At 58.9% G+C, this 22,910-nt stretch carries 23 protein-coding genes; 15 read left to right on the top strand and 8 right to left on the bottom strand.

Annotation, left to right across the window (positions count from 1 at the left end):
* Positions 1 to 59: 59 nt before the first annotated feature.
* A complete protein-coding gene (locus ACLI1M_RS03755; RefSeq protein WP_023021974.1) occupies positions 60 to 668 on the top strand; it encodes a molybdenum cofactor biosynthesis protein B in 609 nt (202 codons plus the stop codon).
* Positions 669 to 684: 16 nt separating this feature from the next.
* The gene (locus tag ACLI1M_RS03760) at positions 685 to 906 is read left to right on the top strand and encodes a hypothetical protein (RefSeq protein WP_023021973.1); all 222 of its coding nucleotides are present in this window, start codon (positions 685 to 687) and stop codon (positions 904 to 906) included.
* Between the two features lie 125 nt (positions 907 to 1,031).
* Here the strand turns inward: ACLI1M_RS03760 and mscL are convergent, their stop codons facing one another.
* The 3 genes from mscL to ACLI1M_RS03775 all read right to left on the bottom strand — a co-directional run bounded on the left by mscL (position 1,032) and on the right by ACLI1M_RS03775 (position 2,942).
* Positions 1,032 to 1,526 (bottom strand): large-conductance mechanosensitive channel protein MscL, encoded by a 495-nt coding sequence (mscL, locus tag ACLI1M_RS03765; RefSeq protein ID WP_023021972.1) that lies wholly within the window; start codon positions 1,524 to 1,526, stop codon positions 1,032 to 1,034.
* Positions 1,527 to 1,637: 111 nt separating this feature from the next.
* Positions 1,638 to 2,318 carry an SAF domain-containing protein gene (locus tag ACLI1M_RS03770; RefSeq protein ID WP_023027832.1) on the bottom strand — a complete coding sequence of 227 codons (681 nt, stop codon included), beginning with the start codon at positions 2,316 to 2,318 and terminating at the stop codon, positions 1,638 to 1,640.
* A 48-nt stretch (positions 2,319 to 2,366) separates the two neighbouring features.
* Positions 2,367 to 2,942, bottom strand: a complete 576-nt coding sequence (locus ACLI1M_RS03775) for a 5-formyltetrahydrofolate cyclo-ligase (RefSeq protein WP_023021970.1) — start codon at positions 2,940 to 2,942, stop codon at positions 2,367 to 2,369.
* A gap of 67 nt (positions 2,943 to 3,009) precedes the next feature.
* Between ACLI1M_RS03775 and ACLI1M_RS03780 the strand changes: the two genes are divergently transcribed.
* The 4 genes from ACLI1M_RS03780 to glpR all read left to right on the top strand — a co-directional run bounded on the left by ACLI1M_RS03780 (position 3,010) and on the right by glpR (position 7,554).
* Positions 3,010 to 3,936, top strand: a complete 927-nt coding sequence (locus ACLI1M_RS03780) for a UTP--glucose-1-phosphate uridylyltransferase (RefSeq protein WP_034656428.1) — start codon at positions 3,010 to 3,012, stop codon at positions 3,934 to 3,936.
* 56 nt (positions 3,937 to 3,992) lie between these two features.
* Positions 3,993 to 5,303 (top strand): gephyrin-like molybdotransferase Glp, encoded by a 1,311-nt coding sequence (gene glp, locus ACLI1M_RS03785; protein ID WP_023021968.1) that lies wholly within the window; start codon positions 3,993 to 3,995, stop codon positions 5,301 to 5,303.
* Positions 5,303 to 6,013 carry a GNAT family N-acetyltransferase gene (locus ACLI1M_RS03790; RefSeq protein ID WP_023021967.1) on the top strand — a complete coding sequence of 237 codons (711 nt, stop codon included), beginning with the start codon at positions 5,303 to 5,305 and terminating at the stop codon, positions 6,011 to 6,013. Before glp ends, ACLI1M_RS03790 begins: the two co-directional genes overlap by 1 nt.
* Positions 6,014 to 6,156: 143 nt before the next feature.
* Positions 6,157 to 7,554: a gephyrin-like molybdotransferase receptor GlpR gene (gene glpR, locus ACLI1M_RS03795; protein ID WP_248099120.1), complete on the top strand. Its 1,398-nt coding sequence runs from the start codon at positions 6,157 to 6,159 to the stop codon at positions 7,552 to 7,554.
* A gap of 14 nt (positions 7,555 to 7,568) precedes the next feature.
* Here the strand turns inward: glpR and ACLI1M_RS03800 are convergent, their stop codons facing one another.
* Entirely contained in the window at positions 7,569 to 8,285 is a 717-nt protein-coding gene (locus ACLI1M_RS03800) for a DNA-3-methyladenine glycosylase I (RefSeq protein WP_248099119.1), read from the bottom strand.
* 154 nt (positions 8,286 to 8,439) lie between these two features.
* Here ACLI1M_RS03800 and ACLI1M_RS03805 point away from each other — a divergent pair, with 154 nt between their 5' ends.
* Complete coding sequence (locus tag ACLI1M_RS03805) at positions 8,440 to 8,853, top strand: DoxX family protein (RefSeq protein ID WP_248099118.1); 414 nt, start codon at positions 8,440 to 8,442, stop codon at positions 8,851 to 8,853.
* Complete coding sequence (locus ACLI1M_RS03810; RefSeq protein WP_248099117.1) at positions 8,840 to 9,541, top strand: zf-HC2 domain-containing protein; 702 nt, start codon at positions 8,840 to 8,842, stop codon at positions 9,539 to 9,541. Before ACLI1M_RS03805 ends, ACLI1M_RS03810 begins: the two co-directional genes overlap by 14 nt.
* Positions 9,542 to 9,558: 17 nt before the next feature.
* On the opposite strand, the gene ACLI1M_RS03815 is transcribed toward ACLI1M_RS03810, so the two are convergent.
* The gene (locus tag ACLI1M_RS03815) at positions 9,559 to 11,178 is read right to left on the bottom strand and encodes a dolichyl-phosphate-mannose--protein mannosyltransferase (protein WP_239205256.1); all 1,620 of its coding nucleotides are present in this window, start codon (positions 11,176 to 11,178) and stop codon (positions 9,559 to 9,561) included.
* A 24-nt stretch (positions 11,179 to 11,202) separates the two neighbouring features.
* Here ACLI1M_RS03815 and rsmI point away from each other — a divergent pair, with 24 nt between their 5' ends.
* From rsmI to metG, 3 genes are all read left to right on the top strand, one after another.
* Positions 11,203 to 12,057 (top strand): 16S rRNA (cytidine(1402)-2'-O)-methyltransferase, encoded by an 855-nt coding sequence (gene rsmI / locus ACLI1M_RS03820; RefSeq protein WP_200287936.1) that lies wholly within the window; start codon positions 11,203 to 11,205, stop codon positions 12,055 to 12,057.
* A 247-nt stretch (positions 12,058 to 12,304) separates the two neighbouring features.
* Complete coding sequence (locus tag ACLI1M_RS03825) at positions 12,305 to 14,161, top strand: BCCT family transporter (protein WP_023021960.1); 1,857 nt, start codon at positions 12,305 to 12,307, stop codon at positions 14,159 to 14,161.
* A gap of 151 nt (positions 14,162 to 14,312) precedes the next feature.
* Complete coding sequence (gene metG / locus ACLI1M_RS03830; protein ID WP_248099116.1) at positions 14,313 to 16,145, top strand: methionine--tRNA ligase; 1,833 nt, start codon at positions 14,313 to 14,315, stop codon at positions 16,143 to 16,145.
* A gap of 113 nt (positions 16,146 to 16,258) precedes the next feature.
* Here the strand turns inward: metG and ACLI1M_RS03835 are convergent, their stop codons facing one another.
* On the bottom strand, positions 16,259 to 16,759 hold the full coding sequence (locus ACLI1M_RS03835; RefSeq protein WP_023021958.1) for a GNAT family N-acetyltransferase: 501 nt from the start codon (positions 16,757 to 16,759) through the stop codon (positions 16,259 to 16,261).
* Between the two features lie 10 nt (positions 16,760 to 16,769).
* Complete coding sequence (locus ACLI1M_RS03840) at positions 16,770 to 17,264, bottom strand: GNAT family N-acetyltransferase (RefSeq protein WP_023021957.1); 495 nt, start codon at positions 17,262 to 17,264, stop codon at positions 16,770 to 16,772.
* A 25-nt stretch (positions 17,265 to 17,289) separates the two neighbouring features.
* On the opposite strand from ACLI1M_RS03840, the gene ACLI1M_RS03845 reads away from it, so the two are divergent.
* From ACLI1M_RS03845 to ACLI1M_RS03860, 4 genes are all read left to right on the top strand, one after another.
* Positions 17,290 to 18,117 (top strand): TatD family hydrolase, encoded by an 828-nt coding sequence (locus tag ACLI1M_RS03845; protein WP_232212582.1) that lies wholly within the window; start codon positions 17,290 to 17,292, stop codon positions 18,115 to 18,117.
* A gap of 285 nt (positions 18,118 to 18,402) precedes the next feature.
* Complete coding sequence (locus ACLI1M_RS03850; RefSeq protein WP_023021955.1) at positions 18,403 to 19,584, top strand: resuscitation-promoting factor; 1,182 nt, start codon at positions 18,403 to 18,405, stop codon at positions 19,582 to 19,584.
* Between the two features lie 71 nt (positions 19,585 to 19,655).
* The gene (gene rsmA, locus ACLI1M_RS03855) at positions 19,656 to 20,516 is read left to right on the top strand and encodes a 16S rRNA (adenine(1518)-N(6)/adenine(1519)-N(6))-dimethyltransferase RsmA (protein WP_239207985.1); all 861 of its coding nucleotides are present in this window, start codon (positions 19,656 to 19,658) and stop codon (positions 20,514 to 20,516) included.
* Complete coding sequence (locus ACLI1M_RS03860) at positions 20,516 to 21,496, top strand: 4-(cytidine 5'-diphospho)-2-C-methyl-D-erythritol kinase (RefSeq protein ID WP_411706662.1); 981 nt, start codon at positions 20,516 to 20,518, stop codon at positions 21,494 to 21,496. The genes rsmA and ACLI1M_RS03860 overlap by 1 nt, the downstream gene beginning before the upstream one ends.
* Here the strand turns inward: ACLI1M_RS03860 and ACLI1M_RS03865 are convergent, their stop codons facing one another.
* Entirely contained in the window at positions 21,497 to 22,840 is a 1,344-nt protein-coding gene (locus ACLI1M_RS03865; RefSeq protein WP_248099115.1) for a hypothetical protein, read from the bottom strand. It lies immediately after the preceding gene.
* Positions 22,841 to 22,910 lie beyond the last annotated feature (70 nt).

Consider the following 22,910-nt stretch of genomic DNA (forward strand, 5'->3'; position numbering starts at 1 on the left):
CTGAATGCACCGTACCTCACACCGCCGAAAGGCCCTACTGCCTTAAATTAAGGAGAATAATGCCAGATTTGCAGCAGGACTTGACCGACTCCGCGCAACCGGAAGGCGAAGGCAAGCACGATTCCTTGATGGATGTTGCCGAACCCGATGATGCCTTCCTGCTAGCGAGCGAGCAGGAGGATAGCCTAGCCGCGCCACGCCGTGCTCTCATCGTTATTGTCACTGATCACCCTGGGGAGCAATCCGATAGCACATCTCAGTTGGTCAGTGAGTTGCTCGCGGAAGCTAACTTCCGTGTCGATGGCGCCATCGTGGTGCGTTCCAAGAAGTCCAAGATTCGCCAGGCCATTGAGACCGCCGTGGTCGGTGGCGTGGATTTGGTGCTGACCGTAGGCGGCACCGGTGTAGGCCCGCGCGACAAGACCCCGGAGGCTACCCGCTCCGTCATTGACAAGATGGTTCCGGGCGTGGCCCAGGCGCTGCGTTCTTCCGGTCAAGCCTGTGGCGCGGTGGATGCTTGCACGTCCCGCGGCTTGTCGGGCGTTTCTGGTTCGACTGTAGTGGTCAACCTTGCCTCGTCGCGCGCTGCGGTTCGCGATGGCATGGCTACCTTGGCACCGCTGGTGCACCACCTCATTGAGCAGCTGCAACAATCCAGCGTTCAGTAATCACAAGGCATAGTCTATGACGTTCCGGAAAAATCGTCGGAGAGTCTTCCGTCAATCGGAAGCTGCCGATTATGACCGTAGTGCTGATAAGCCCGGCACATCGGCTGCCCACGGGGTCGATGAGGATCGAATTGTTAACGTTGATGACGCGGAATCGGCCACCGCAGCAGAAGGGGAGTCTGGTCAGCGCGATGAGCAGTTCTACCGCGAGAACCAGCCCCCACACTATGGCGGCTAGTGCGAAGGAGAAGAGTGCAATCACGCACTCAGTAAAGGGATAGATAAAAGCCCGCGGTTCCTACTTCCTCGGAAGCGAAACCGCGGGCTTTGTGCTGCGAACAGCGACAGGCGTATAGCGAAAGGCTACTTGGCCTGGTGGCGGCCGCCGCCGGTGGAACCGTAGTCTGCGTCCTCTGCGGCGTGGGAGGAACGGCTAGTGCCGGTTCCCGGGATGTCCGTATCGGAGACATTCTGGGCTTCGAGCAGATCGCGGATTTCTGCCAGGAGCTCCTCGGAGGTTGGGGCGGGAGCCTCAGGGTCGACACCGTGGCGGCGCTTAGCGGCCTCGGTGAGCTTATTAATCGGCATCACGATGAGGAAGTAGACTACTGCGGCGATAATGAGGAAGTTGATCGCCGCGGAGATGACGGCGCCGAAGTCCACAAAGGTGTTTTTCGCCTCCGTGATCTGGAAGCCAACGGCCCCAACCTCGGCGGAGCCGAGGGAGTTAATGATCGGCTGGATAATAGAATCCGTAATGGATTTGACGATTGCGGTAAAGGCAGAACCGATGATGACCGCGGTGGCAAGTTCGATGACGTTGCCACGCATAATGAAGTCTTTGAAGCCCTTGAGCATGGTGATAAGCACCAACCTTTCTGGGAATAACTAACGGTAGGTAAAAACCATGGACACTGCGAAACCTTAATGGAGCCGGTAACCGACCACAACTGTTGTGGCTGAAAAGGTCTAGTGTTGCTGCGGGTGAGCGCGATCACCAACTATGACCACCGTGAGCGGCTGGCTTAACGACGCCGCGGCAACATCATTAGCGTGATCTTGGGGCAATGCGAGTAAAACGGTCGACGAGGAAGCCTCGCCTTCCGGGCTGGAGGTAGACACCACGCGTCCGCCTGAGGCGATAACGCGTGCGGTAGGGGTTGCGGCGGCCGCCCCCGCCTCAACTGCGGTCACCACGTCCACGGTGTCGCCGTGATGCAAATGGGGGATGATATCGGGCTCGGCAAGTTTGACCGGAATCATCCGCCCGGCCTCGGCCCCTGTGCCACCCACCAAGCTGGAGACAAGATCTTCTCCTAGAAGGCGAGCACCGGTAATCACTTCGCCCTTGTTGGCGGCGGCGGTAATAACGCGGCCACTTAGTTCTTCTGGCTTTTCCGTTAGCGTAGAATCGGGGATAGAGGAGGCAGGAAGCCGGGCTAGGTCGACGTCGGCAAGCGCAAGCTCTGCTCCCGCCGGCAGATCGCGGCTAAAAACGGGAACGCGCGGTAGCTCCTTGGCCGCCGAAAGGGCCGAGGCTAGCGCGGCAATAAGGAGGGCCACCGCAATGGCGCGGCGCACTAGTACGCCGCGGCGGTGGCCAGGGGTGCGGAGGGTATCAACGAGGCGGGGAAAATGAGAAGTGGGCATACTTTTTTAGACTGTCCAAAACCGCTCATGGTTCCCGTACCCCGGAAACTAGAAGCGAGTGATGCCGTGGGCGGTGACGACGGCATCGACCTTGCGGTCGTGGTCCTCGGTAGGTAGCTCATCTAGCAGCTCGGTGGGGTAGACCATGGCGAAGACCGGTGGCTTGCCGTGGGGAAGTGGCTCTAGTGCGCGGTCATAGTATCCGCCGCCTTTGCCCATGCGGTTGCCCTTGGCGTCTACGGCCATGGCTGGGGCGAGTACCAGATCGCACTCGGCCAGGACGCTGCTATCAAAGCTTGGGCCTTGGGGCTCATTCAAACCCATCGCGCTTTCGTGCATTGCTTCTTTGCCGCGGTATTCAGCAAAGGTCAACGTGCCATTCTCGCCGGAAATTGGCAAGAGGACGCGGGAGACATGCTCCTTGAGCCACGGCACAAAATCGGCGCCGCCCGGCTCCGAACCCAAAGGCCAGTAGGCAGCCACGGTCATGGACTCGGTGAGTTCGGACTCGAGATGCTTACGCACGCCAGCAGTAAAGGCGTCGTGGTCTTCGGCGGAAAGTTCGCGGCGGGCCTGGACCAAGCGGGCCCGCAGCTCGTTTTTAGCAGTCATGGAAGAGGTCATAAATTAATCATAACCCCGCGGCGTAGCGGTGCACGGGAAAATAATGTGGCGTTGTACGCTATTACGCATGGCTATAGAACGCGAAGATTCCGCCCGCGGAATCACCACGGTTGTAGTTCCAGCGGCAGGTATGGGCACCCGATTTTTGCCCGCCACCAAGACGGTTCCCAAAGAACTGCTTCCCGTTGTTGATACTCCCGGCATTGAACTCATCGCAGAGGAGGCGGCCTCTGTAGGCGCCCGCCGCCTTGCGGTGATTACCGCGCCCGATAAGCAAGAAGTCATGCGCCACTTCGAAGCTTTCCCAGAACTGGTAGACACCCTTGAATCCCGCGGCAAGGACGAGCAGGTTGCCAAGGTTAAGCGCGCTAATCAGCTCATTCACCCTGTTGCGGTGGAGCAGGAAAAGCCACTGGGCTTGGGCCACGCGGTGGGCCTGGCAGAAGAGGTACTCGGCGAAGATGAGGATTCTTTTGCCGTCATGCTTCCAGATGACATCGTGCTGCCTGCCACCGTCATGGCAGACATGGCTCGCGTGCGCGCGGCTTTGGGCGGTAGCGTGCTGTGCGCCTTCGAGGTCCCGCGCGAGCAGACCTATAACTACGGCGTCTTCGACGTAGAAGATACCAATGCCCCCGGCGTTAAGAAGGTCGTGGGCATGGTGGAAAAGCCGGCGGTGGAAGATGCCCCGTCTAATCTCGTGGCCACCGGTCGCTACCTATTGGATCGCAAGATTTTTGATGCCCTCCGCCGTATTAAGCCAGGCAAGGGCGGCGAGCTGCAGCTTACCGACGCCATCGAGCTCCTCATCGAGGAAGGCGAGCCCGTGCACGTGGTAGTCCACCAAGGAAAGCGTCATGATTTGGGAAATCCCGGTGGGTATATCCCCGCCAATGTGGATTTTGGTCTGCGCGATGAAAAGTATGGCCCCACGCTGTATAAAGCGATTAAGCAGATTGTGGCCGAGTATGAGGATGAGCACGGCCTAAACTAGGGAGATTTCCCAAGGGCAGAGGACATGAAAGCGAAGAAAGGGCTGGCATAGACCTTATGCGTTCAGTTGATGACCAGTTGGCGCTGGTAACGGATGCGGCGAACACGCCGGAGCCGGTGCGCATCGGTATTTCCAACGCGTTGGGGTTAATGTGCGCCGAGGAGGTGCAAGCAAACCAGCCCCTGCCGGGCTTTCCGCAGGCAGCCATCGACGGCTATGCGGTGCGCGCCGTTGATATTGGAGGCGAGCGCGGCCTAAGGCTCCGCCGTCCCAAGGAGCAGGAGGAGCAGGCTGCGGAGGGGGAAGAAGAGAAGGCACCCCAGCAACCGGAGGTCGAGCGTTCCTTGCCCGTGGTGGGCGAGGTTCCGGCCGGCTCCAAGCAGCCGTTGCGCCTGCAGCCCAAGCAAGCCGTGCGTGTGTATACGGGTGCGCCTTTGCCCACGCTTGCCGACGCCGTCCTTCCCCTCGAGTGGACCGACCGCGGCCGCAAGCGCGTCACCGCCCATCGCCCGGTGCGCTCCGGTGACTTTGTTCGCCGGGTAGGCGACGATATCCAACCTGGCGATGTGGCTGTATCTTCCGGCACGGTTTTGGGCCCCGCCCAGATCGGCCTGCTGGCCGCAGTTGGCCGCTCTAAGGTATTGGTCTATCCGCGCCCGCGCATCACCATCATCTCCTTTGGCCGCGAACTGGTTGATTTGGACCAAGAACCGGCACTGGGCCAAGTCTTTGACGTCAACTCTTATTCCCTCGCCGCCGCGGCTCGCGAGGCTGGGGCAGAGGTGCATCGCGTTGGCATCGCCGAGGGTGAACCGCGCCGCATCCGCGAAGCGCTGGAAAAGCACATCGCTCGCAGCGAGGTCCTGGTCATCTCCGGTGCGGTTGGTGGAGCCGGCGCCGAGGCCATCCGTGAGATTCTTGATGACCTCGGTGATATCGATACCTCTCGTGTTGCCATGCATCCCGGCTCCGTCCAGGGGTTTGGTCTGGTGGGCGAGGAACGCATTCCTACCTTCTTGCTGCCGTCTAATCCCGTATCCGCGCTCGTGGTCTTCGAGGTATATATCCGCCCGCTCATTCGCTTGGCACTGGGTAAACGCAATGCGCACCGCCGTGTGGTGCGTGCCCGCGCGCTGAACCACATCGATTCCCGCCCCGGCCGGCGCGGCTTCATCCGCGCTCGTTTGATGCGCGATGCGGAAACCGCGGATTATCTGGTGGAAGGGCTGGGCGGTGCCGCGGGTGCCCCAGCGCACCTATTGGCCGGTCTTTCGGAGGCCAATGCCATGATTCGCGTGCCGGAAGAGGTAACGGAAATCCGCCCGGGCGATGTGGTCGATGTGTTGTTTTTGACCCAGCGTAGCTAATGCTCGATCCCTTCGGCACTGCGGCGGATAGGTTCCGCCTTCCCGCTACCGGCCCCACGGATGACATGCATCCGGGATGGCCGGAATCTACTCCTTTTGTTAGGCTTCCCGCTTCCGCTGTCTTCCCTTCGGGGGCGCGGATGCGCCTGCGGCCGCTGCTGCGATCTGATGGGCATGAGTGGCGGCGCCAACGTATCGAAGATGAAAGCTTCCTCCGCTCAGTCGAGCCGACCCAAGCGGCACCTTGGGCGGCGGCGCATAGCCAGCAGGCGTGGTGGAATCATCTGATGTACCTGCGTACCGCCGCCCGTGAGGCACTGGTGGTCCCACTTGTCATTGAAGTGGAGGGCCAATTCGTAGGCCAAATCACCTTGGGGAATATTCAGCATGGCAGCATTCGCGATTGCTGGATTGGTTACTGGGTTTATTCCGCTATCCACGGCGCCGGGGTGGCTACGGCTGCCACCGCCTTAGGCGTGGACCACGCCTTTGGACGGGTGGGCCTACACCGGGTGACCGCTACCTATCTAGAGAGCAATCCTGCCTCTGGTCGCGTCTTAGCCGCCAATGGCTTTCGACACGAGGGATACTTGCGTCGCAATTTGCATATAGACGGTGCCTGGCAGGACCACCATTACGTGGCTTTAGTTAAAGAAGACTATGCCTCCACGGCTGTCGAGCGCCTGCGCCAGGCTGGCCGGTTGGCGTGAAATAGCTCCACAGTTGCTGGGATTTCGACCTCAATTTTCACAGAAGTCACAACATTGTAATTTGTGGGAATTTGGGGTGCTATGGTGCGGTTTCACCGTTTAGAGTGGAGTAATCATCTGTATTCAAGGGGAAGGTCCTTTTCGTGTCGACAGCTGTGCCGGTTATCGCGATCATCGTGGTGTGGCTCTTCGTCCTCGCACCATGGATTCTGGGTAGGAATAACCGCCCAATGAGCCATACTGGTGAGGCCTTTGAAGATACTCGCGTCCTTTTTGAAGGAGATTCTGGCAAGGTCGCTGGCCGCCGGCGTCCACGCCTGCGTGCCGATGATGTGCACCGCCGCGAGGACCAGGACGAGGCGGACTATGAAGTAGTAGAGGCCGCAGACACCGGCGTGGATGAGTCGGATGCCGAGGCTACTAAGCCCTCTTCGCGCTCCGTGACTATTGCCGGTGCTGCCCGCCGCGCTAAGTCCCAGCCTTTCGGTACCGGCAGCCGTGCGTTTTCTGCAGCCTCTGCCCCCGCAGCTGGTGAGGACACTCAGACAGAAGCAGATACTATCGACGGCGAACTGGTCGAGGAAGCGACTGTAGAAGGCGACGATTCTGCAGTTGAGCCCCAAGCAGTCGCGGTCCCGGCTTCCCAGCAGGCTGATACGGCGGCGGTTGGTGACGACACCGAATTCGATGATGCCGATGACGTACTTCTTGAGGACGAGGAAGACGCCGCAGACCAGGCCGCAAAAGATGACTCTACCGATATTGCTGCCGCCGAGTCAGAGGTCTTTAGCGCTCCCGCAGTCTCTACCGTGGCAAGTGATGCCTATGACTACGACGAGACTTATACCTCGCCGGTGGACCTTATGTACCCCGGTGCCGTAGATAAGGCCGAGGTCGCTGAGAAGGATTCTGCCGATTCGGAAGGCACGGCTAACGCTGAGCCGGTATCCGTGGACAAGGCAGAGGCCGAGGACTCTGGCGAACTCATGGAAACCGCTGCAGCAGACGACGCCGGTATGGATACCAACCTGTCCGAGGATGAGGTGGAATTCGCGCAGCGTCGCATGGGCCGTGGCGGCTGGGACCCGGTAGCAGAAAAGGAAAAGTCTGTTACTCGTTACCAGCGCCGTCAGCGCACCCTGCTGGGCCTAGCCGTGGCCGTGGTACTCACGGTGGCACTGGGGATCGTGGCCGGCGGCTGGACCTGGTGGTTGGCTGCGGTGGCCGGTGTGCTCACAGTTGTCTATCTGATGGCTCTTCGCGCTCAGGTTCGTCAGGAGCGAGCCCTGATGCGCCGCCGTGTGCGCCACTTGCGCCGCGCCCGTTTGGGCGTGCGCAACGCCGAGGATGAAGCTTTGAAGATTCCGCGCAACTTGCGCCGCCCAGGCGCTGTGATCGTGGAGATCGATGACGAAAGCCCTGACTTTGTGCACCTTCCGCTGCGCTATAACGATGGGGAAGACGGCGATTTTGATGGCCCCCACGCCGAGCCCGACGGCTATAGCCGGCGCGATGACCTAGCAGCCCGTCGCGCTGGATAAGAACTGAAGCCGGCTTAGCAGGCCGCGTTCCGAAGTTCAGTGGAAGGCGCTGACCGCGGGTTCGTGAGCGCGTTGTATTCCTGCGCTAGGCCATAATGCGGCACACCGCTGTCGTGCCATACCCCGGAGGTTCCGCGGCGGTGAGAGCCGATGAGATGGGTATCAATCATGCCGATCGCCTCCATGAGTGCGAAACAGGTGACGGGGCCAACAAAGCGGAAGCCCTTCTTCTTGAGCTCGCGTGACATCAACTTGGATTCGTCGCTCTTTTTCGGAATATCTTCCATTGCGGTGGGGTAGAGGTTCTCCGGCGGTTGGAAGGACCAAATGAATTCCGCCAGCCCGCCTTCTTCGCGTAAGGCGATAGTGGCTTTGGCGTTAGTGATGGCGGCGCGGATTTTGGTCTCGTTGCGAATAATGGAGGCGTCGCCAAGCAATCGCTCAACATCCGTTTCGGTAAATTGAGCGACTTTTTCAGGATCGAAGCCGCAAAAGTCCGCACGGAAGGCCTCGCGCTTTTTCAAAACCACCGCCCAGGAAAGCCCGGACTGGAAAGACTCGAGGCTCAAACGCTCGTAAAGAGCTGCTTCATCAAAAATAGGCAGGCCCCATTCGGTGTCGTAATACTCCTTCAACATCGGCGAGGACATTGCCCAAGGCGGGCGGCCAAGTCCATCATCGTCATAGACTAAGGCGGTGCGCTTTTCGGACTGCGTAGCTGGTTTGCTCATGGTGTTCTCCTTTAATCTTTCTGCGTGGTTCCCATTGAAACAGTCCGCGTCACTATATGCCGTTCCTTCCCCGGCAAAGGGCGAAATCCCCAGCAGTATGGGCGAAGGCCATTGCCTTCGCATCGGGTGAGGGGTTCAGGGTAATCTGTTCAGCATGAATAGACCTGCCGTACGCGATGCTGCTTTGCTTATTTTTCGAGCGGTCCTCGGATTAATCTTTGTCGCACACGGCGTGGATAAGATGTTTATGACCGGCATGGACGAAACCGTGGGGCAATTTTCCGCCCTTGGGATGCCGCAGCCACAGCTTTCCGGCTATATCGCCGCCATCGGGGAGATGGTTGGGGGCGCCTTCCTCGTCGTCGGTTTGCTCACCACTTTTGTGGCCGGCGCGCTTGCCCTGCTGATGGGGTGCGCACTGTACTTTGTGCATTTGGAACATGGTCTTTTTGCTGCCGAAGGCGGAATCGAATACCCACTGGTTTTGCTGATGTCCTTATTGATGATCGTGATTTTTGGCTCCGGTCGAGCCAGCATGGACGGGGTGCTCAGCAATGTTGACGCATAGCCAAGTCCAAGCGGCGATTTCTGCGCAGCTGGATGGTGAGCACTCAGATTTAGCAGAGGACGTAATCGATGCGCACTTGGAAAGCTGCGCCGAATGCCGCGCCTTTCGCGATAAGGCGGCCGCGCTTTCGCGATCATTGCGTTTTGTGGAGCCTGCGGAATCCGGTATGGCGCCACCAACGGATCTCTCCGATGTCATCTTGGCCGGCGTGGAGCCGGAATGGCGGCGCACCTCGAGCGCTCGCCAAGCCAACCTGACGGTTGCGCGTGCCGCCATGGTGCTCATGGGCGCCATCTTTGCACTCTGGGCAGTAGCGCTCATCGTCCATTCCTCCGGGCTCGTACCGTTGGGTGAGGAAGGAAAGGTTTTAGATCCCACGGCGGATCCGGAACGAGCCAACCTGTTGATGGAAGGCGCAGCCGTACGCTTTGGCATGGCCTGTGGCCTATTTTTTAGTGCCTGGCGCCCCGCGGCGGTGACTGGCCTGCTCCCAGTCTCGGCCACGATGTTTGCTTTCCTCTTCGGGTTCGGCATGCGCGATATTGCGCTGGGCACCGTAACCATGGAACAGGTATATTTTCTTATCGCTACCGCGCTGGCGACCTTCAGCTTGGCGTGGGCTTGGGCGGCAGAAAAGGGCTACTTAGTGCGCGCCTGGTGGAGGTCCCTCAACGCGCAACCTCAATAAGCCCCGCTTTCGTGCGGCTAGGTCCAGCTAGGCAGCCACATCATGGAGTGGTACCAAGAATCTGGAATCTTGTAGCCGTACAAAATGGGAGAGAAATAGAAGAACATCGCCACTACCAGGGCTAGGTAGAACACGGCGGCGATTGTTCCCCAGCGTACGGGGCCGCCTGCCAAACTCTTGAGCCATCCCCACTGCACTGGCCTGCCACGGCCGATGAGCTGGCCGAGCGCTAAGGCAATGAGCACGATGACAAAGGGGATAAACGCAGTGGCATAAAAGAAGTACATCTGGCGGTCAAAGGCTGCAAGCCAGGGCAAGAAACCTGCCCCAAAGCCCACCAAGGGGATGAGGAAGCTGCGATTGCGGCGAATGATAAGTGACCACAGGCCCCACAGGACGGCCGGGATGACCAGCCACCAGATAGCCGGTGTGCCAAAGAGGTAGAGCATCTTGCGGCACTCGTTGCTGCCATCACCGCATTGCAGGTCGGTGGAGGAGTAGTACAAGATGGGGCGGGCGGCTACCAGCCACGCCCAAGGCTTAGAGTCCCACGGGTGGTGGTGGCCACCGGAGGAAGTCAGGCTGGCGTGGAATTCTAGGACAGAGGAATGGTAGTAGAACCAGCCTGCCAGGGATTCGGGCAGGTGCATCAGCCACGATCCGTCCTCGATCGTTCCATCTACTTTGGCGTGGCGGTACACGGCGGTTTCGGAGGAAAACCAGGCTCGCCAGGTCCAGGCGTAGAGCAGCACCGGCACCAGTACGAGGGAGGCTAGGGCAGCAGGGGTATCGCGCACGAGAGTGCCCACTATGTAGCGGCGTACGCCATAGCGCTTGCGCAGGGCAAGATCGCTAAAGACGGACATGAGGCCAAAGAACATGATGAAGTACAGGCCGGACCACTTCACCCCCAGGGAAAGGCCAAGGCAGACGCCCGCGAGGAGTCGCCACCAGCGGAATCCAAAGCGTGGTCCGAAGGCGGAGGAGCCCAAACGATTTTTAAGGAAAGCGGTGTGGAGGCGCTGGCGCATCTGATTATGATCGCGAGCAAGTGCCCAGGCGGCCGAGACAACAAAGAAGACCTGGAAAATGTCCAACATGCCGAACTTGGAAGAGACCAAAAGCACACCATCAAAGACGGCGATGAGGCCAGCCAGGGTTGCTACCTGCCAGGATAAAGAGACGCGGCGGGCCAGGGACATCGTCAAGAGCACGGTGGCTGCGCCGAAGAGGGCAGTCATAAAACGCCAGCCCAGTGGGGAATAGCCAGCGACCCATTCGGACAGCGCCACAATCTGCTTGCCCAGCGGTGGGTGAACCACCAGGCCATAACCGGGGTTGGATTCTATACCTCCGATGAAGAGGTTATCCCAGCTCCGCACCATGTCCCAGGCTTGCGGAACGTAGTGCTTTTCATCAAAGACAGGAGTGCCCTTTGATACGGGCGCGGTCAATCCGGCAAAGCGGGTAATGAGCGCGAGTACGCCAACGACGCTAGTGCTTATCCAGTCAGCCTTGCCCCACTGATAGGTGCGGGGCGCTGGCGGGGCCACAGTGTCGTGCGTGGTGCGCGATGGGGCAGCGGTAGCAATAGTCACTTGGTTGAGTCTAGGCGACAAGGCACCGCGCCCGCGCATTAGAGAGTATGGAATGCTAGAGATATGTCTGTTTCAGGTCTGGATCCATTACCGCGCGGGGTCATCCTCGCCGCCACGCCGCTGGGAAACGTGGGAGATGCCTCCGCGCGTTTAATGCATGCCTTGCGGCATGCGGACGTCATTGCGGCCGAGGATACGCGGCGCGTGCGGAACTTGGCGCAAGCTTTGGGCATCGAGATTTCTGGGCGGGTGGTGTCCAATTTTGATCACAATGAAAAGGAGCGAGCCCAGCAGCTTATCGACGCCGCCGCAGCCGGCACCGTCCTCGTCGTTACGGATGCCGGCATGCCCATCATTTCTGATCCAGGACTGTCTATTGTGGCTGCAGCAGCTGACCGGGATATTCCCGTGACTTGTTTTCCTGGCCCTTCTGCCGTCCCAACGGCCTTGGCGCTGTCCGGCCTCGGCGTGGGTCACTTCCTCTTCGACGCCTTTCCTCCCCGCAAGCCCGGACCTCGCAAGGCCTGGTTAGAGTCACTGCGTAACGAAAAGCGCGCCATCGTCTTTTTTGAATCCCCACACCGGGTAGCCGAAACTCTAGCCGAGGCCGCGGATATCCTCGGCGCCCAGCGCCCGGCAGCGGTGTGCAGGGAGCTTACTAAAACCTATGAGGAAGTCCGGCGCGGCAGTTTGGAAGAGTTGGCCGAGTGGGCGGCTGAAGGGGCACGGGGAGAAATCACTGTGGTGATCGAGGGCGGAACCGCCGCGGCCGCTACCGCCGCAGATTTGGTTCCCCAGGCGATGGAATTGGCGGCGGCGGGGATGCGGCTAAAGGATGCTTGTAAGCAGGTAGCGAAAGACACCGAGGTTTCCAACCGCGAGCTTTATGACGCCGCTTTAGCAGCTCGCAAGGACTAGCCCCTATCGACGTGCTGATTAAGTCACAACTTTTGGTACCCGCAGATGGCTTCACTAAAGCAAACTTTGTAACTGAATTGTTATAGTGCTCGGGCGTGTGGGTGGCTTAAAGCGCTATTTACATGGGGAAATGAAGCGTAAAAACTGTTCAAATTAGCGTGGAAAATTCCTGGGAAATGGCGCTGAGCAGCGAAGTTTCTTACTGCTTCGTTTGATAATTGAGTAGTTCCGCACCACTGTATAGTTCATGACAAACTCGGAAAATATGGGCACAGGCGTGCCAGAAGAAGGAAAGGAACCGGTCGGCGCACATGCGCAGCCGGCTTCGGCTTCTTCGAGCGAGCAGCCTATTGAGAATTATCAGACTGTAGACGAACAGCTGGACGCACAATCTGCCACCGGCCAGCTGCAGGATATGATTCACTCCGACGGTTTCCACCCGGAGCGCTACGACGATCCTGAGGTAGAAATTGCGGCCGATCGTGACAATATGCCAATCGATTGGTCCATCGTCGGCATCGCCGGCGTGCTTGTTGCCGCGATCGTCGTCTGGGGTTTGGCTGCCCCGGATAACTTTGCCAACTTCTCCGCTTCGGCCCTGACCTGGGTAGTCGACAACTTTGGTTGGGCATACATTCTCTTCGGCACCGTCTTTGTGGTGTTCGTTGTCTTCATTGCCGCCTCCAAGTTCGGCTCCATCAAGCTGGGCCGCATTAATGAGGAGCCGGAATTTTCCACGCCCTCATGGATCGCCATGATGTTTGCCGCCGGTATGGGCATCGGCCTGATGTTCTATGGTGCCTCCGAGCCGCTAGCTAACTACCGTGACGGCACCCCAGGTGAGGGCACCGGCAACGTTGGATCTTCCATGGCCTATGCAATGTTCCACTGGACGCTGCACCCTTGGGCGGTCTATGCCATCGTTGGCTTGGCCATTGCATACTCCACCTTCCGCATCGGCCGTAAGCAGTTGTTGAGCCAGGCTTTCGTGCCGCTGATTGGCGAGCGTAATGCTAATGGTGCAGTGGGCAAGCTCATTGACATCCTGTCTATCTTCGCCACCGTCTTCGGCACCGCCTGCTCCCTGGGCCTGGGTGCCCTGCAGATTCAGGCCGGACTGAAGGCATCCGGAATCATCGATAATCCCACCAACTCCGTGGTTATCGGCATTGTGTTGGTTCTGACCCTCGCGTTCATCCTGTCTGCGATGTCCGGCGTGGGCAAGGGCATTCAGTATATCTCCAATGCGAATATGGTCCTCGCCGCAGTGTTGGCGATCTTCGTGTTCATCTTGGGCCCGACCGTTACCATCCTGAACCAGATTCCTGGCTCCATTGGTAACTACCTCAACTACTTCACCGAGATGATCGGCCGCACCGCCGAGTCCGAAAACGGCGCCGCCGCTGAGTGGCTTTCCGGTTACACGATCTTCTACTGGGCTTGGTGGGTTTCCTGGTCCCCGTTCGTGGGCATGTTCCTGGCTCGTATTTCCCGCGGCCGTTCCGTCCGCGAATTCTGCTTGGGCGTCCTGCTCATCCCAGCCGGCGTATCCACCCTGTGGTTCGCTATCTTCGGTGGCACCGCCATCCACATGGAGCAAAACGGCGAATCCATCACCGGCGAATCTGCCGAGGAAGAGCTGTTTAACCTCCTGCAGTCCATGCCTGGCGGTTTCGTTGCCGGCATCGTTGCAGCAATCCTGTTGGCTACCTTCTTCGTTACCTCGGCAGACTCCGCGTCCACGGTGATGGGCTCCATGTCCCAAAATGGTGCCGCTACTGCTAAGCCGTGGCTTTCCGCCGCGTGGGGTGGATTGACTGCCTTGGTAGGCCTGACCCTGCTCTTGGCCAATGAGGATGCACTGTCTAACCTGCAGAACGTCACCATCGTTGCTGCACTGCCATTCCTGTTCATCGTGGTTGGACTGATGTTCGCCATCTACAAGGCGTTGAGCGAGGATGTTATCTACCTCGAATACCGCGAGGCACAGCAGTTCCAGCGCAAGATGGCCCGCGAGCGCCGCCTGCACCGCGAGTACCAGCGCACGCAGGTTCTGAAGAAGCGCCGCAACGAACGCCTGAAGCACCCGATGAAGCGGAAGTAAATCGCTTTCTTCGCGGCTGCTCTAAAGCGCCCATTGTTTCCTTAGTGGTAGGGAAGCGGTGGGCGCTTTCTGCTGAAAATGCAGTTCACCTGCGGGAGAAATGTCTGCCCTAATCGTGTGTATAGGAGTCGGCTTCGATAAAGTAGAACCCATGACTGAGTCTGTAGTAGTTAATGTTGCTTGGCCCTACGCCAACGGCCCGCGCCACATCGGACACGTGGCCGGTTTTGGTGTTCCTTCCGACGTCTTTGCACGTTTCCAGCGAATGCGTGGCCGCAACGTACTCATGGTCTCGGGTACGGATGAGCACGGCACTCCGCTATTGGTACAGGCGGATAAAGAGGGCGTTTCCGTTCGTGAGCTCGCAGACCGCTATAACCGTCAGATCGTTACTGACTTGGCCAACCTTGGCCTGTCCTATGATCTCTTTACTCGCACCACCACCCGTAACCACTACTCCGTGGTGCAGGAGCTGTTCAAAGGCCTGTATGCCAACGGTTACATGCTCAAAGAGACCACCAAGGGCGCTATTTCGCCGTCTACCGGACGTACCCTGCCGGACCGCTATATCGAGGGCACCTGCCCAATTTGCGGTGCGGATGGCGCCCGCGGTGACCAATGCGATGAGTGCGGCAATCAGCTCGACCCCGTGGACCTTATCAACCCCGTATCTAAGATCAACGGTGAGACCCCGAAATTCATCGAAACCGAACACTTCCTACTGGATCTGCCAGCCATCAAGGATGAGCTGCAAAAGTGGCTTTCTACCCGCGAAGATTGGCGCCCGAACGTACTGAAGTTTTCCCTGAACCTGCTTGAAGATATGCGCCCGCGCACCATGACGCGCGATATTGACTGGGGAATTCCTATCCCCGTCGAGGGCTGGCAGGACAATAACGCCAAGAAACTCTACGTGTGGTTCGATGCGGTCATCGGCTATCTGTCTTCCTCCATCGAATGGGCGTACCGCACCGGTCAGCCCGAGGCCTGGAAGGACTTTTGGCAGAACCCAGACGCCCGCCACTATTACTTCCAAGGCAAGGACAATATCACCTTCCACTCCCAGATCTGGCCGGCCGAGCTATTGGGCTATGCCGGTAAGGGCAACAAGGGCGGGGAACTCCACAAGTACGGCGAGCTCAACTTGCCTACGGAAATCGTCTCCTCCGAGTACTTGACCATGTCTGGATCCAAGTTCTCCTCGTCCAAGGGTGTTGTCATCTATGTCAAGGACTTCTTGGCGGAGTTCGGCCCTGACGCCCTGCGCTACTTCATTGCCGTGGCTGGCCCTGAAAACAATGACACGGACTTTACCTGGGATGAGTTCGTTCGCCGTATCAATAATGAGCTGGCAAATGGCTGGGGTAACTTGGTCAACCGCACCGTATCTATGGCCTTTAAGAACTTCGGAGAGGTTCCCGCACCAGCAGCATTAGAAGAAAAGGACAAAGAAATCCTGCAGCTGGCGGAGGAGACCTTCGACACTGCCGGTGGTTTGCTGGAGCAGTCCAAATTTAAGCAGGCGATTACCGCTATCATGCACGTCGTCGGCGAGGCCAATGCCTATATTGCAGACCAGGAGCCATGGAAACTAGCCAAGGATGAGTCTCAGCGCGAGCGTCTAGCCACCGTGCTGTGGACCGCCCTCCAAGTCGTTTCTGACTGCAATGTCATGCTCACGCCCTACCTGCCGTTTACCGCGCAGAAGGTGCACGAAACCTTGGGCCGCAGCGGCGTGTGGGCCGCCCAGCCGGAGGTACACGACGTCAAGGACGATATTCCGGTAGAACTCGTGGGCCCTGGTTTACCGCCAGAGGGCCACGAATATCCGATTATCATGGGTGACTACACCCAGCAGCAGGCGAAGTGGGAGCGCATCCAAGTAGAGCCGGGCACCGCTTTGACAAAGCCTAAGCCGCTCGTCTCCAAGCTGGACCCAGAGCTGGGTGAAACCGGTCCAGAGTGGGCGCCTGTCTCCAAGTAACACCATATAAATAGCCGCGTTATCGCCCGATTTTTAGGAAGTTAAGGGCATAACGCGGCTATTTGTGTGCTCCAGTGCTGAGGGGCGCGGAGCGGCGGGGAAAAACCTGGCGGTTAGCGCTGGAAATCGCGCTGGAGGTGTACCAGGCCGAGGCGGACGCCGTCTTTGGTATGGATATTCGGCATACGGCCGGTCTCGGTAAAGCCGAACTTTTTATGCAAGGCGATAGAGCCTTCGTTGGTATCGACGATATAGGTGATCATCGTCTGTACGTAGCTGTCATCAGCGGCGTAGTCCATGAGGGCGTCGAGAAGCTCGGAGCCTACGCCCTTGCCCTGGGCGGAGGGAGCAATGTAGACGGAATCTTCGACGGTGCCGTAATAGATGGCAGGGGTCACGAACTGGAAATAGGCGGCCCAACCAATGATTTCATCATCGTGTACGGCTACGAAGACCGGGGAGCCGGCCTCAAACATCTCCTTGAGCCACTTTTCACGGTCAGCCACATCTTCTTGCCAGGTGACCAAGTTGGCGGCGGGTTTCGCTGCGGAGCCGGCGTTGTAGATGGCGGTGAGCGCGGGGGCGTCGGCAAGCTCGGCAGGGCGGATATGCATAGAAATTCCTTTACACCAGAAGTTGTAGGTGGGTGAGGCTCAGCCAACGATCGAACTTGTAGCAAACCTCTTTAAGAATACCCACGTTTTCAAACCCAAACTTTTCATGCAACTTAAGTGATGCCGCATTGGTGGAGACGATGAGGGCGAGCAGCGAATGAACCTTTTTATCGGCGCGCGCCGCCTTTACCAAGGCGCCAAGTAAAGCAGTGCCTACGCCTTGGCCCTGAGCGGTGGGGGAAAGATAGATGGTGGTTTCATAACAGCCTGTCCATACCTGCGGATCGCGGTAGGGGTGGTAGAGCGCCCACCCCAGGTAGTCGCCAGAATCGGACTCCGCGACGAGGCATGGGCAGTCCTTTTCCCACAGCTCGCGTAGGTAGTCTTCGCGCTCTGCGATGCTGGCCGGGGTAGCGCGGAAGATGGCGTCGGTGTGTGCGATGGCCCAGTTGAGGGTTTCGGTCATGGCGGGCACATCCGCAAGGCCGGCGGGTCTGATCAACATGGCAGCCAATATTACAATTGCGTGCATGGCTAAAAAGAAGCGACGACCCACTCCCGTTCCGGCACCGGGCCTCAGTGGCCTTATTGATGCGCACACGCATCTTTTCTCGCACAAGGACACCGATGAAGTGCTGGTGAATCGCGCACGCACCGCCGGTATCAGCCGCATGGTGACGGTTGGTGATGACCGCCGCGAATCGGCAGCGGCTCTGGCGACTGCACATGCCTTCCCGGATGTTTATGCTGCCTGTGCCATCCACCCAGTGCGCGCTAATGAGTTGGATGCGCCGACCAAGGCAGCGCTGGAAGAGATGGTGGCGGATCCGCGCTGCGTCGCGGTGGGGGAGACAGGACTGGATGCGTACTGGGTGCAGCATGAGCCAGAGACCACCGCGACCATGGCCCAGCAAGAGGAATCCCTGCGGTGGCATATTGACCTTGCAGTGCGCCATGGCAAGACGCTGATGATCCACAACCGCGAAGCGGATGCGGACTTGCTGCGCATCCTTGCCGACGCCCCCGCTCCCCACACCGTCATGCTGCACTGCTTCTCCTCGCCGCTGAAGGTAGCAGAGGAGGCCTTGGAGCGCGGCTACGTGTTGTCCTTTGCCGGCAACGTAACCTTTAAGCGCAACGCCGAGCTGCGGCGGGCGGCTGCCAAGGCGCCGGCCGGCCAGCTGCTGGTGGAAACTGATGCACCGTATATGACGCCAGAACCCTTCCGCGGCCAACGCAATGAACCGGCTCTTATCGGGCACACATATGAATGCATCGCCCGTGTACGCCACCAGACGGTGCAGGCGCTAGCGGCGGAGGTTAACGAAACCTTTGACCGCGTCTACGGCCTGGGCTAACTCCTGGGTGATGGTTTTCACAATTTCAAAACCCGCTGGCCAGGGGTGGCGTGGGTGTTTGGTGTGGCGGTTGTGTGCTCAGTGAGGCATGTGGCGGATTGGTTCTCGACTTTATGTTGCTGTTATCGTATTGTTATTAATCGTTCGTTTAGGTTTTAGGGATCCGCAGCGCCGCCCACGGTGCGGCAGCAGCAGATCTGAGCAATGCAATTGCCTGCGCGGAAATTCTTGCTGGCCTAAACTCTAATAATTGTTGAAACCTGCACTATCGGAGATTCATTCAGCATGTCACCTCATCAAATCAAGCGCATCAATAACTCCCGCTCGCTGCCACTGCGTCTGGCAACGGGTGGCGTCTTGGGTACCTTGGCCGTGGGCGGCGTCGTTGCCGTTGCGGCACAAAAGGATGTCACCGTCGACGTTAACGGCGACAAGGTGGAACTGGCTACCTTTGCCAAAGACGTTGACGGCGCGCTGGAGGCAGCTGGCGTTCAGGTGAGCGAGGAAGACATCGTCTACCCGGCACCGTCCGAGTCTGTGGGCGATGGCGATGAGATCTCCGTTCGCACCGCCAAGCCGGTGGCCGTGACTATCGACGGCGTGCAGCAGCAGTTGTCCACCACCGACCTCACCGTTTCTGACCTATTGGGTAACTTGAGCGGCGTGGCCAAGGGCGCTTCCGTCAAGTCCGGTGACGCTGACGTGGACCAGGATGCCCAGCTGGAAGAGGGCATGGACCTAGAGGTCGTTTCCCCGAAGATCGTCAAGATTAATGATGGTGGCAAGGTAACTTATACCAAGATTGCTGCTAAGACCGTCGAGGACGTTCTTAAGGCGCGCAATATCGACGTTGATGACGATGATCGTGTCTTCCCGTCCAAGGACACCAAGGTTACCGATGGCATGTCCATCAAGGTGGATCAGGTTTCCACTACGACCTATGACTCTGAGGAAGAGTTCGAAGCCGAGCCTAACTTTGTTGATGACCCGGAGCTGGAAGAGGGCACCGAAGAGGTCCGCGAGGAAGGCGTTAAGGGCAAGCGCGTTATCACTCGCAAGCTGGTGATGAAGGACGGCGCCAAGGAATCTAATGACGTCATCAAAGAAAAGGTGACCGTAGAGCCTAAGGCTGCCACCATCGCCCGCGGCACCAAGAAGGCCGAAGAAGAAAAGCCAGAGGAGGGCGGTAACTCTGGTGCTGCTGCTCCGGCTGTCGCCGATGGCTCCGTCTGGGATTCCATCGCACAGTGCGAGGCTACCGGTAACTGGGCTATCAATACCGGCAATGGCTTCTCCGGTGGCCTGCAGTTCACTCCATCCACTTGGGCCGCATTCGGTGGCACCGAGTACGCACCGGAGGCATGGCAGGCTTCCCGCGAGCAACAGATTGCCGTGGCACAGAAGGTGCAGGCGGCGCAGGGTTGGGGCGCTTGGCCGGCATGTACTTCCAAGCTGGGCCTGCGCTAGACTGAAGCGCTTTATCGCCGCACACCTAAGTGGTGTGCGGCTTTTTCATCTCTTCTACTAAGTTAGAAGGCATGACTGATTCCACCGGCGCCGCGCTTTTGGGCCCCGTAGAGATCCGCGCCCTCGCGGAGAAGCTCAACATTGTGCCCACGAAGAAGCTAGGGCAGAACTTTCTGCATGATCCGAATACCATTCGGCGCATCGTCGCTGCGGCCGAGTTGGATCCCGCAGACCGCGTCCTCGAGGTGGGGCCGGGCTTGGGCTCGCTAACCCTCGGCCTGGTAGAGGCTGTGGAAAAAGTTACCGCGGTAGAAATCGACTCGCGCCTGGCTGCACAGCTGCCCGATACCGTGGCTGAGCGCGCCCCGGAATATGCCCAGCGTCTTCAGGTGGTGGAAAAGGACGCACTGCGGGTAACAGAAGCTGACGTCACTGAGCCGACCGCTCTGGTAGCCAACTTGCCGTATAACGTGGCCGTCCCGGTGCTGCTGCACCTATTGGAGACTTTTCCTTCCATTTGTCGCGTGCTGGTTATGGTCCAGCTAGAGGTGGCGGACCGCCTAGCTGCGCAGCCGGGCAGCAAGGTGTACGGCGTGCCTTCGGTCAAAGCGGGATTTTATGGCAAGGTCTCCAAGGCGGGCACTATTGGTAAGAACGTCTTTTGGCCTGCGCCCAATATTGAGTCTGGGTTGGTGCGTATTGACGTCTTCGACTCTGCTCCGTGGCCCGTCACTGACGAGTCGCGTGCTAAGGTCTGGCCGGTTATCGACGCCGCCTTTGCCCAACGCCGCAAGACCCTGCGTGCGGCATTGTCGGGTCACTTTGGTTCGGGAGCAGCCGCCGAGGAAGCATTGCGAGCTGCGGACATCGATCCGAAGCAACGCGGCGAAAAGCTCGCCGTGGAGGACTTCGTACGATTGGCAGGAATCTAATGACCGCCCCCATCGATAACGAACCATTCGTCTACACGGCGCGGGCTCACTCCAAGGTCAATATTCACCTGGGAGTGGAGGAACCGCGAGAGGATGGGTTTCATGAGCTTGCCAGTGTTTTTCAGTCCTTAGAGCTACATGACACAGTAACGCTGACTGACTTGGGGAACCCCGAGGTAGATAAGCCACGCATTCAGGGCCTGAAGGTTACAGGCCCTCACGTGCAGGGCGTGCCAGAAGACTATACGAACCTAGCGTGGACCGCGGTAAACCGTATCATGCAGTACCTGTACAGCACCCATGGGCCGAAGGCGCTGCCGGAGGTAGCGCTGGAAATCCACAAAGCCATTCCTACCGCCGGTGGCATGGCAGGTGGTTCGGCGGATGCGGCGGCCGCGCTGCGATTGGCCGAGCGCTGCTATGGCGGCTATTACGGCATCGATTCGGTGGGGGAGCCAATCCTAGACGCGCTGGGCGCGGCATTGGGCTCGGATGTTCCCTTCACCTTGCTGGGAGGCACCGCGCTCGGCACGGGGCGCGGCGAGCAGCTGACCCCGATGATGACGCGCGGTACCTACGATTGGGCGCTCATCGCCTCGGACCGTGGGCTTTCTACCCCGCAGGTCTTTCATAAGCTCGATGAGATGCGGGAAAAGGGCCGCGGCGGTGAGCCACACCTGGACACCGCAGCGGTATCGCAGGCGCTCATCTCGGGCGATCCGCACCGAGTGGCGCAGCACTTGCATAACGATTTGCAGCCGGCAGCGCTGTCGTTGCGCCCAGACCTGCGCAAGACCTTGGAGGCCGGTGTGGCCGCCGGAGCCCTAGCAGGGATTGTCTCCGGCAGTGGTCCGACCTGTGCCTTCCTTTGCGCTGGGGCAGAAGAAGCTCAGGAAGTAGTGTCCCAAGTGACGGTGGAGATTCCCGGAACCAAGGGAGTGGCTACCCAGGGGCCAGCTAGCGGCGCCGTGGTGCTGTAGCTAGAGCACCGTCATTTCGGTGGGCTCGATGTCGAGGTCGAAGCGGTTGACTTCCTTTTCCTGCAGGAGGTCAATGACTACGAGCTGCTTCTTCTGGGCGTCAGTGATAAAGGCATAGCCATCGGCAGCCTGAAGGATAGGTCCTGGTTGCTGCCATTCCTTGTTTTCCTTCCACCGGGAGATGGCATCAATCTGCTTGGTGATTTCACCGGAATCTGGGTCGATGACGTTGAGTTTGCCGTCGGTGGTCAGCACAAGTGCCTCGCCCAGCGGGCCGCGGGCTAGGGAGCGGAACCAATAAGAAGCATCGAGGTCTACCTTCTTGGCCGAAAAATCCTTGGTATCTACCAAGGTTACGGAGGTAGGGCGTTCGAGCTCTGCGTCTTTGTCGGTCTTATTATCGGCCAGGATGACATCGGATTCCTCCGAACCGGCGGCATTGCCAGAGCGCTGGTAGCCGCCTGCACCGGCATAAGCAGAGGCGTCTACCTTGTGGAACTCCTTGCCATCAAAGACCACCGGGCCGTCTTCGCAGCCAAAGAAAATATTGCCGTTTCCAGCGGCAGCCTCGCCGTGGACACCAGGGCATTTGGTGGTCTCAGTAAGAACTTTGCCCTCCTTATCCAGATGCTGGATGGTGTGGCGCTCGTCCTCGGTGCCCTTAGTGATGACCACCGAGCCATCCTTCAGCGGTACGGCCACGCCGTGGTGTGCGGCCCCGGTGTCAACGGTATTGACTGGCTGGGCGTCCTTTTTGCCAATGTCTTCGGTCTTATAAATCTTTGCCACGCCATCACCATCGGAAAATAGTGCGGTAAAGCCATCGTGGTGGACCACGTGGCCGGCATGCGGTGCCTTAATGGGGGCGTCGCCAAGCGCGGGCTCAGCGGTGTAGTAGTGGTTGTGATCGCCATGGCCCTTGGTGATGCGCCCAGTGTCGTAGGTGAGGAAGCTATCGCCCTTAGTGACCATGACGTGGCGATTATCGCCGGCATCGCTGAGACGAAGGAAGGCATTCATCTTGTCCTCGCCGATTACTTTGCCCGTTTTGGCGTCATAGGCGGTTAGACCATCCGCATGGGAGATAACGATGCGGGTGGGCAGCTGGGCTACCTCGGTTTCTCCCTCTTCGGCTTCAAAGCCTTCGTGTGAGTGTCCGGCGTGGTCATGGCCGTGCTCGTGGTCATGGTCATGGTCGTGTTCATGGGCATGCTCGGCTTCGCTATGTGCGTGGTCGTGGGAGTGCAGTGAGTCCTTTTCTTCCTCGGTGGGGGCAGAGCAGGAAGCGATGGCTATCGCCGCAGTGGAAAGCACGGCGCAGAGAGAAAGTGTGTAGCGTTTCATACATTGGCAGAGTATTGGACTTGAAAATCAATAGCAATAGGTTGCAGAAATGCGGGGGTACAGGCAGGGA

It is taken from the genome of Corynebacterium sp. LaCa54, assembly GCF_046717495.1.
GTDB classification, from domain to species: Bacteria; Actinomycetota; Actinomycetes; order Mycobacteriales; family Mycobacteriaceae; genus Corynebacterium; species Corynebacterium kefirresidentii.

Coding starts and splice junctions, on each gene's coding strand:
- rsmI (WP_200287936.1), top strand. CDS start 11,203: ATGTCTGTTTCAGGTCTGGATCCATTACCGCGCGGGGTCATCCTCGCC.
- ACLI1M_RS03860 (WP_411706662.1), top strand. CDS start 20,516: ATGACCGCCCCCATCGATAACGAACCATTCGTCTACACGGCGCGGGCT.
- ACLI1M_RS03800 (WP_248099119.1), bottom strand. CDS start 8,285: ATGAGCAAACCAGCTACGCAGTCCGAAAAGCGCACCGCCTTAGTCTAT.
- ACLI1M_RS03755 (WP_023021974.1), top strand. CDS start 60: ATGCCAGATTTGCAGCAGGACTTGACCGACTCCGCGCAACCGGAAGGC.
- ACLI1M_RS03840 (WP_023021957.1), bottom strand. CDS start 17,264: ATGTTGATCAGACCCGCCGGCCTTGCGGATGTGCCCGCCATGACCGAA.
- ACLI1M_RS03790 (WP_023021967.1), top strand. CDS start 5,303: ATGCTCGATCCCTTCGGCACTGCGGCGGATAGGTTCCGCCTTCCCGCT.
- metG (WP_248099116.1), top strand. CDS start 14,313: ATGACTGAGTCTGTAGTAGTTAATGTTGCTTGGCCCTACGCCAACGGC.
- ACLI1M_RS03775 (WP_023021970.1), bottom strand. CDS start 2,942: ATGACCTCTTCCATGACTGCTAAAAACGAGCTGCGGGCCCGCTTGGTC.
- ACLI1M_RS03845 (WP_232212582.1), top strand. CDS start 17,290: ATGGCTAAAAAGAAGCGACGACCCACTCCCGTTCCGGCACCGGGCCTC.
- ACLI1M_RS03770 (WP_023027832.1), bottom strand. CDS start 2,318: ATGCCCACTTCTCATTTTCCCCGCCTCGTTGATACCCTCCGCACCCCT.
- ACLI1M_RS03815 (WP_239205256.1), bottom strand. CDS start 11,178: ATGCGCGGGCGCGGTGCCTTGTCGCCTAGACTCAACCAAGTGACTATT.
- ACLI1M_RS03780 (WP_034656428.1), top strand. CDS start 3,010: ATGGCTATAGAACGCGAAGATTCCGCCCGCGGAATCACCACGGTTGTA.
- mscL (WP_023021972.1), bottom strand. CDS start 1,526: ATGCTCAAGGGCTTCAAAGACTTCATTATGCGTGGCAACGTCATCGAA.
- ACLI1M_RS03805 (WP_248099118.1), top strand. CDS start 8,440: ATGAATAGACCTGCCGTACGCGATGCTGCTTTGCTTATTTTTCGAGCG.
- glp (WP_023021968.1), top strand. CDS start 3,993: ATGCGTTCAGTTGATGACCAGTTGGCGCTGGTAACGGATGCGGCGAAC.
- rsmA (WP_239207985.1), top strand. CDS start 19,656: ATGACTGATTCCACCGGCGCCGCGCTTTTGGGCCCCGTAGAGATCCGC.
- ACLI1M_RS03850 (WP_023021955.1), top strand. CDS start 18,403: ATGTCACCTCATCAAATCAAGCGCATCAATAACTCCCGCTCGCTGCCA.
- ACLI1M_RS03865 (WP_248099115.1), bottom strand. CDS start 22,840: ATGAAACGCTACACACTTTCTCTCTGCGCCGTGCTTTCCACTGCGGCG.
- ACLI1M_RS03760 (WP_023021973.1), top strand. CDS start 685: ATGACGTTCCGGAAAAATCGTCGGAGAGTCTTCCGTCAATCGGAAGCT.
- ACLI1M_RS03825 (WP_023021960.1), top strand. CDS start 12,305: ATGACAAACTCGGAAAATATGGGCACAGGCGTGCCAGAAGAAGGAAAG.
- ACLI1M_RS03810 (WP_248099117.1), top strand. CDS start 8,840: ATGTTGACGCATAGCCAAGTCCAAGCGGCGATTTCTGCGCAGCTGGAT.
- ACLI1M_RS03835 (WP_023021958.1), bottom strand. CDS start 16,759: ATGCATATCCGCCCTGCCGAGCTTGCCGACGCCCCCGCGCTCACCGCC.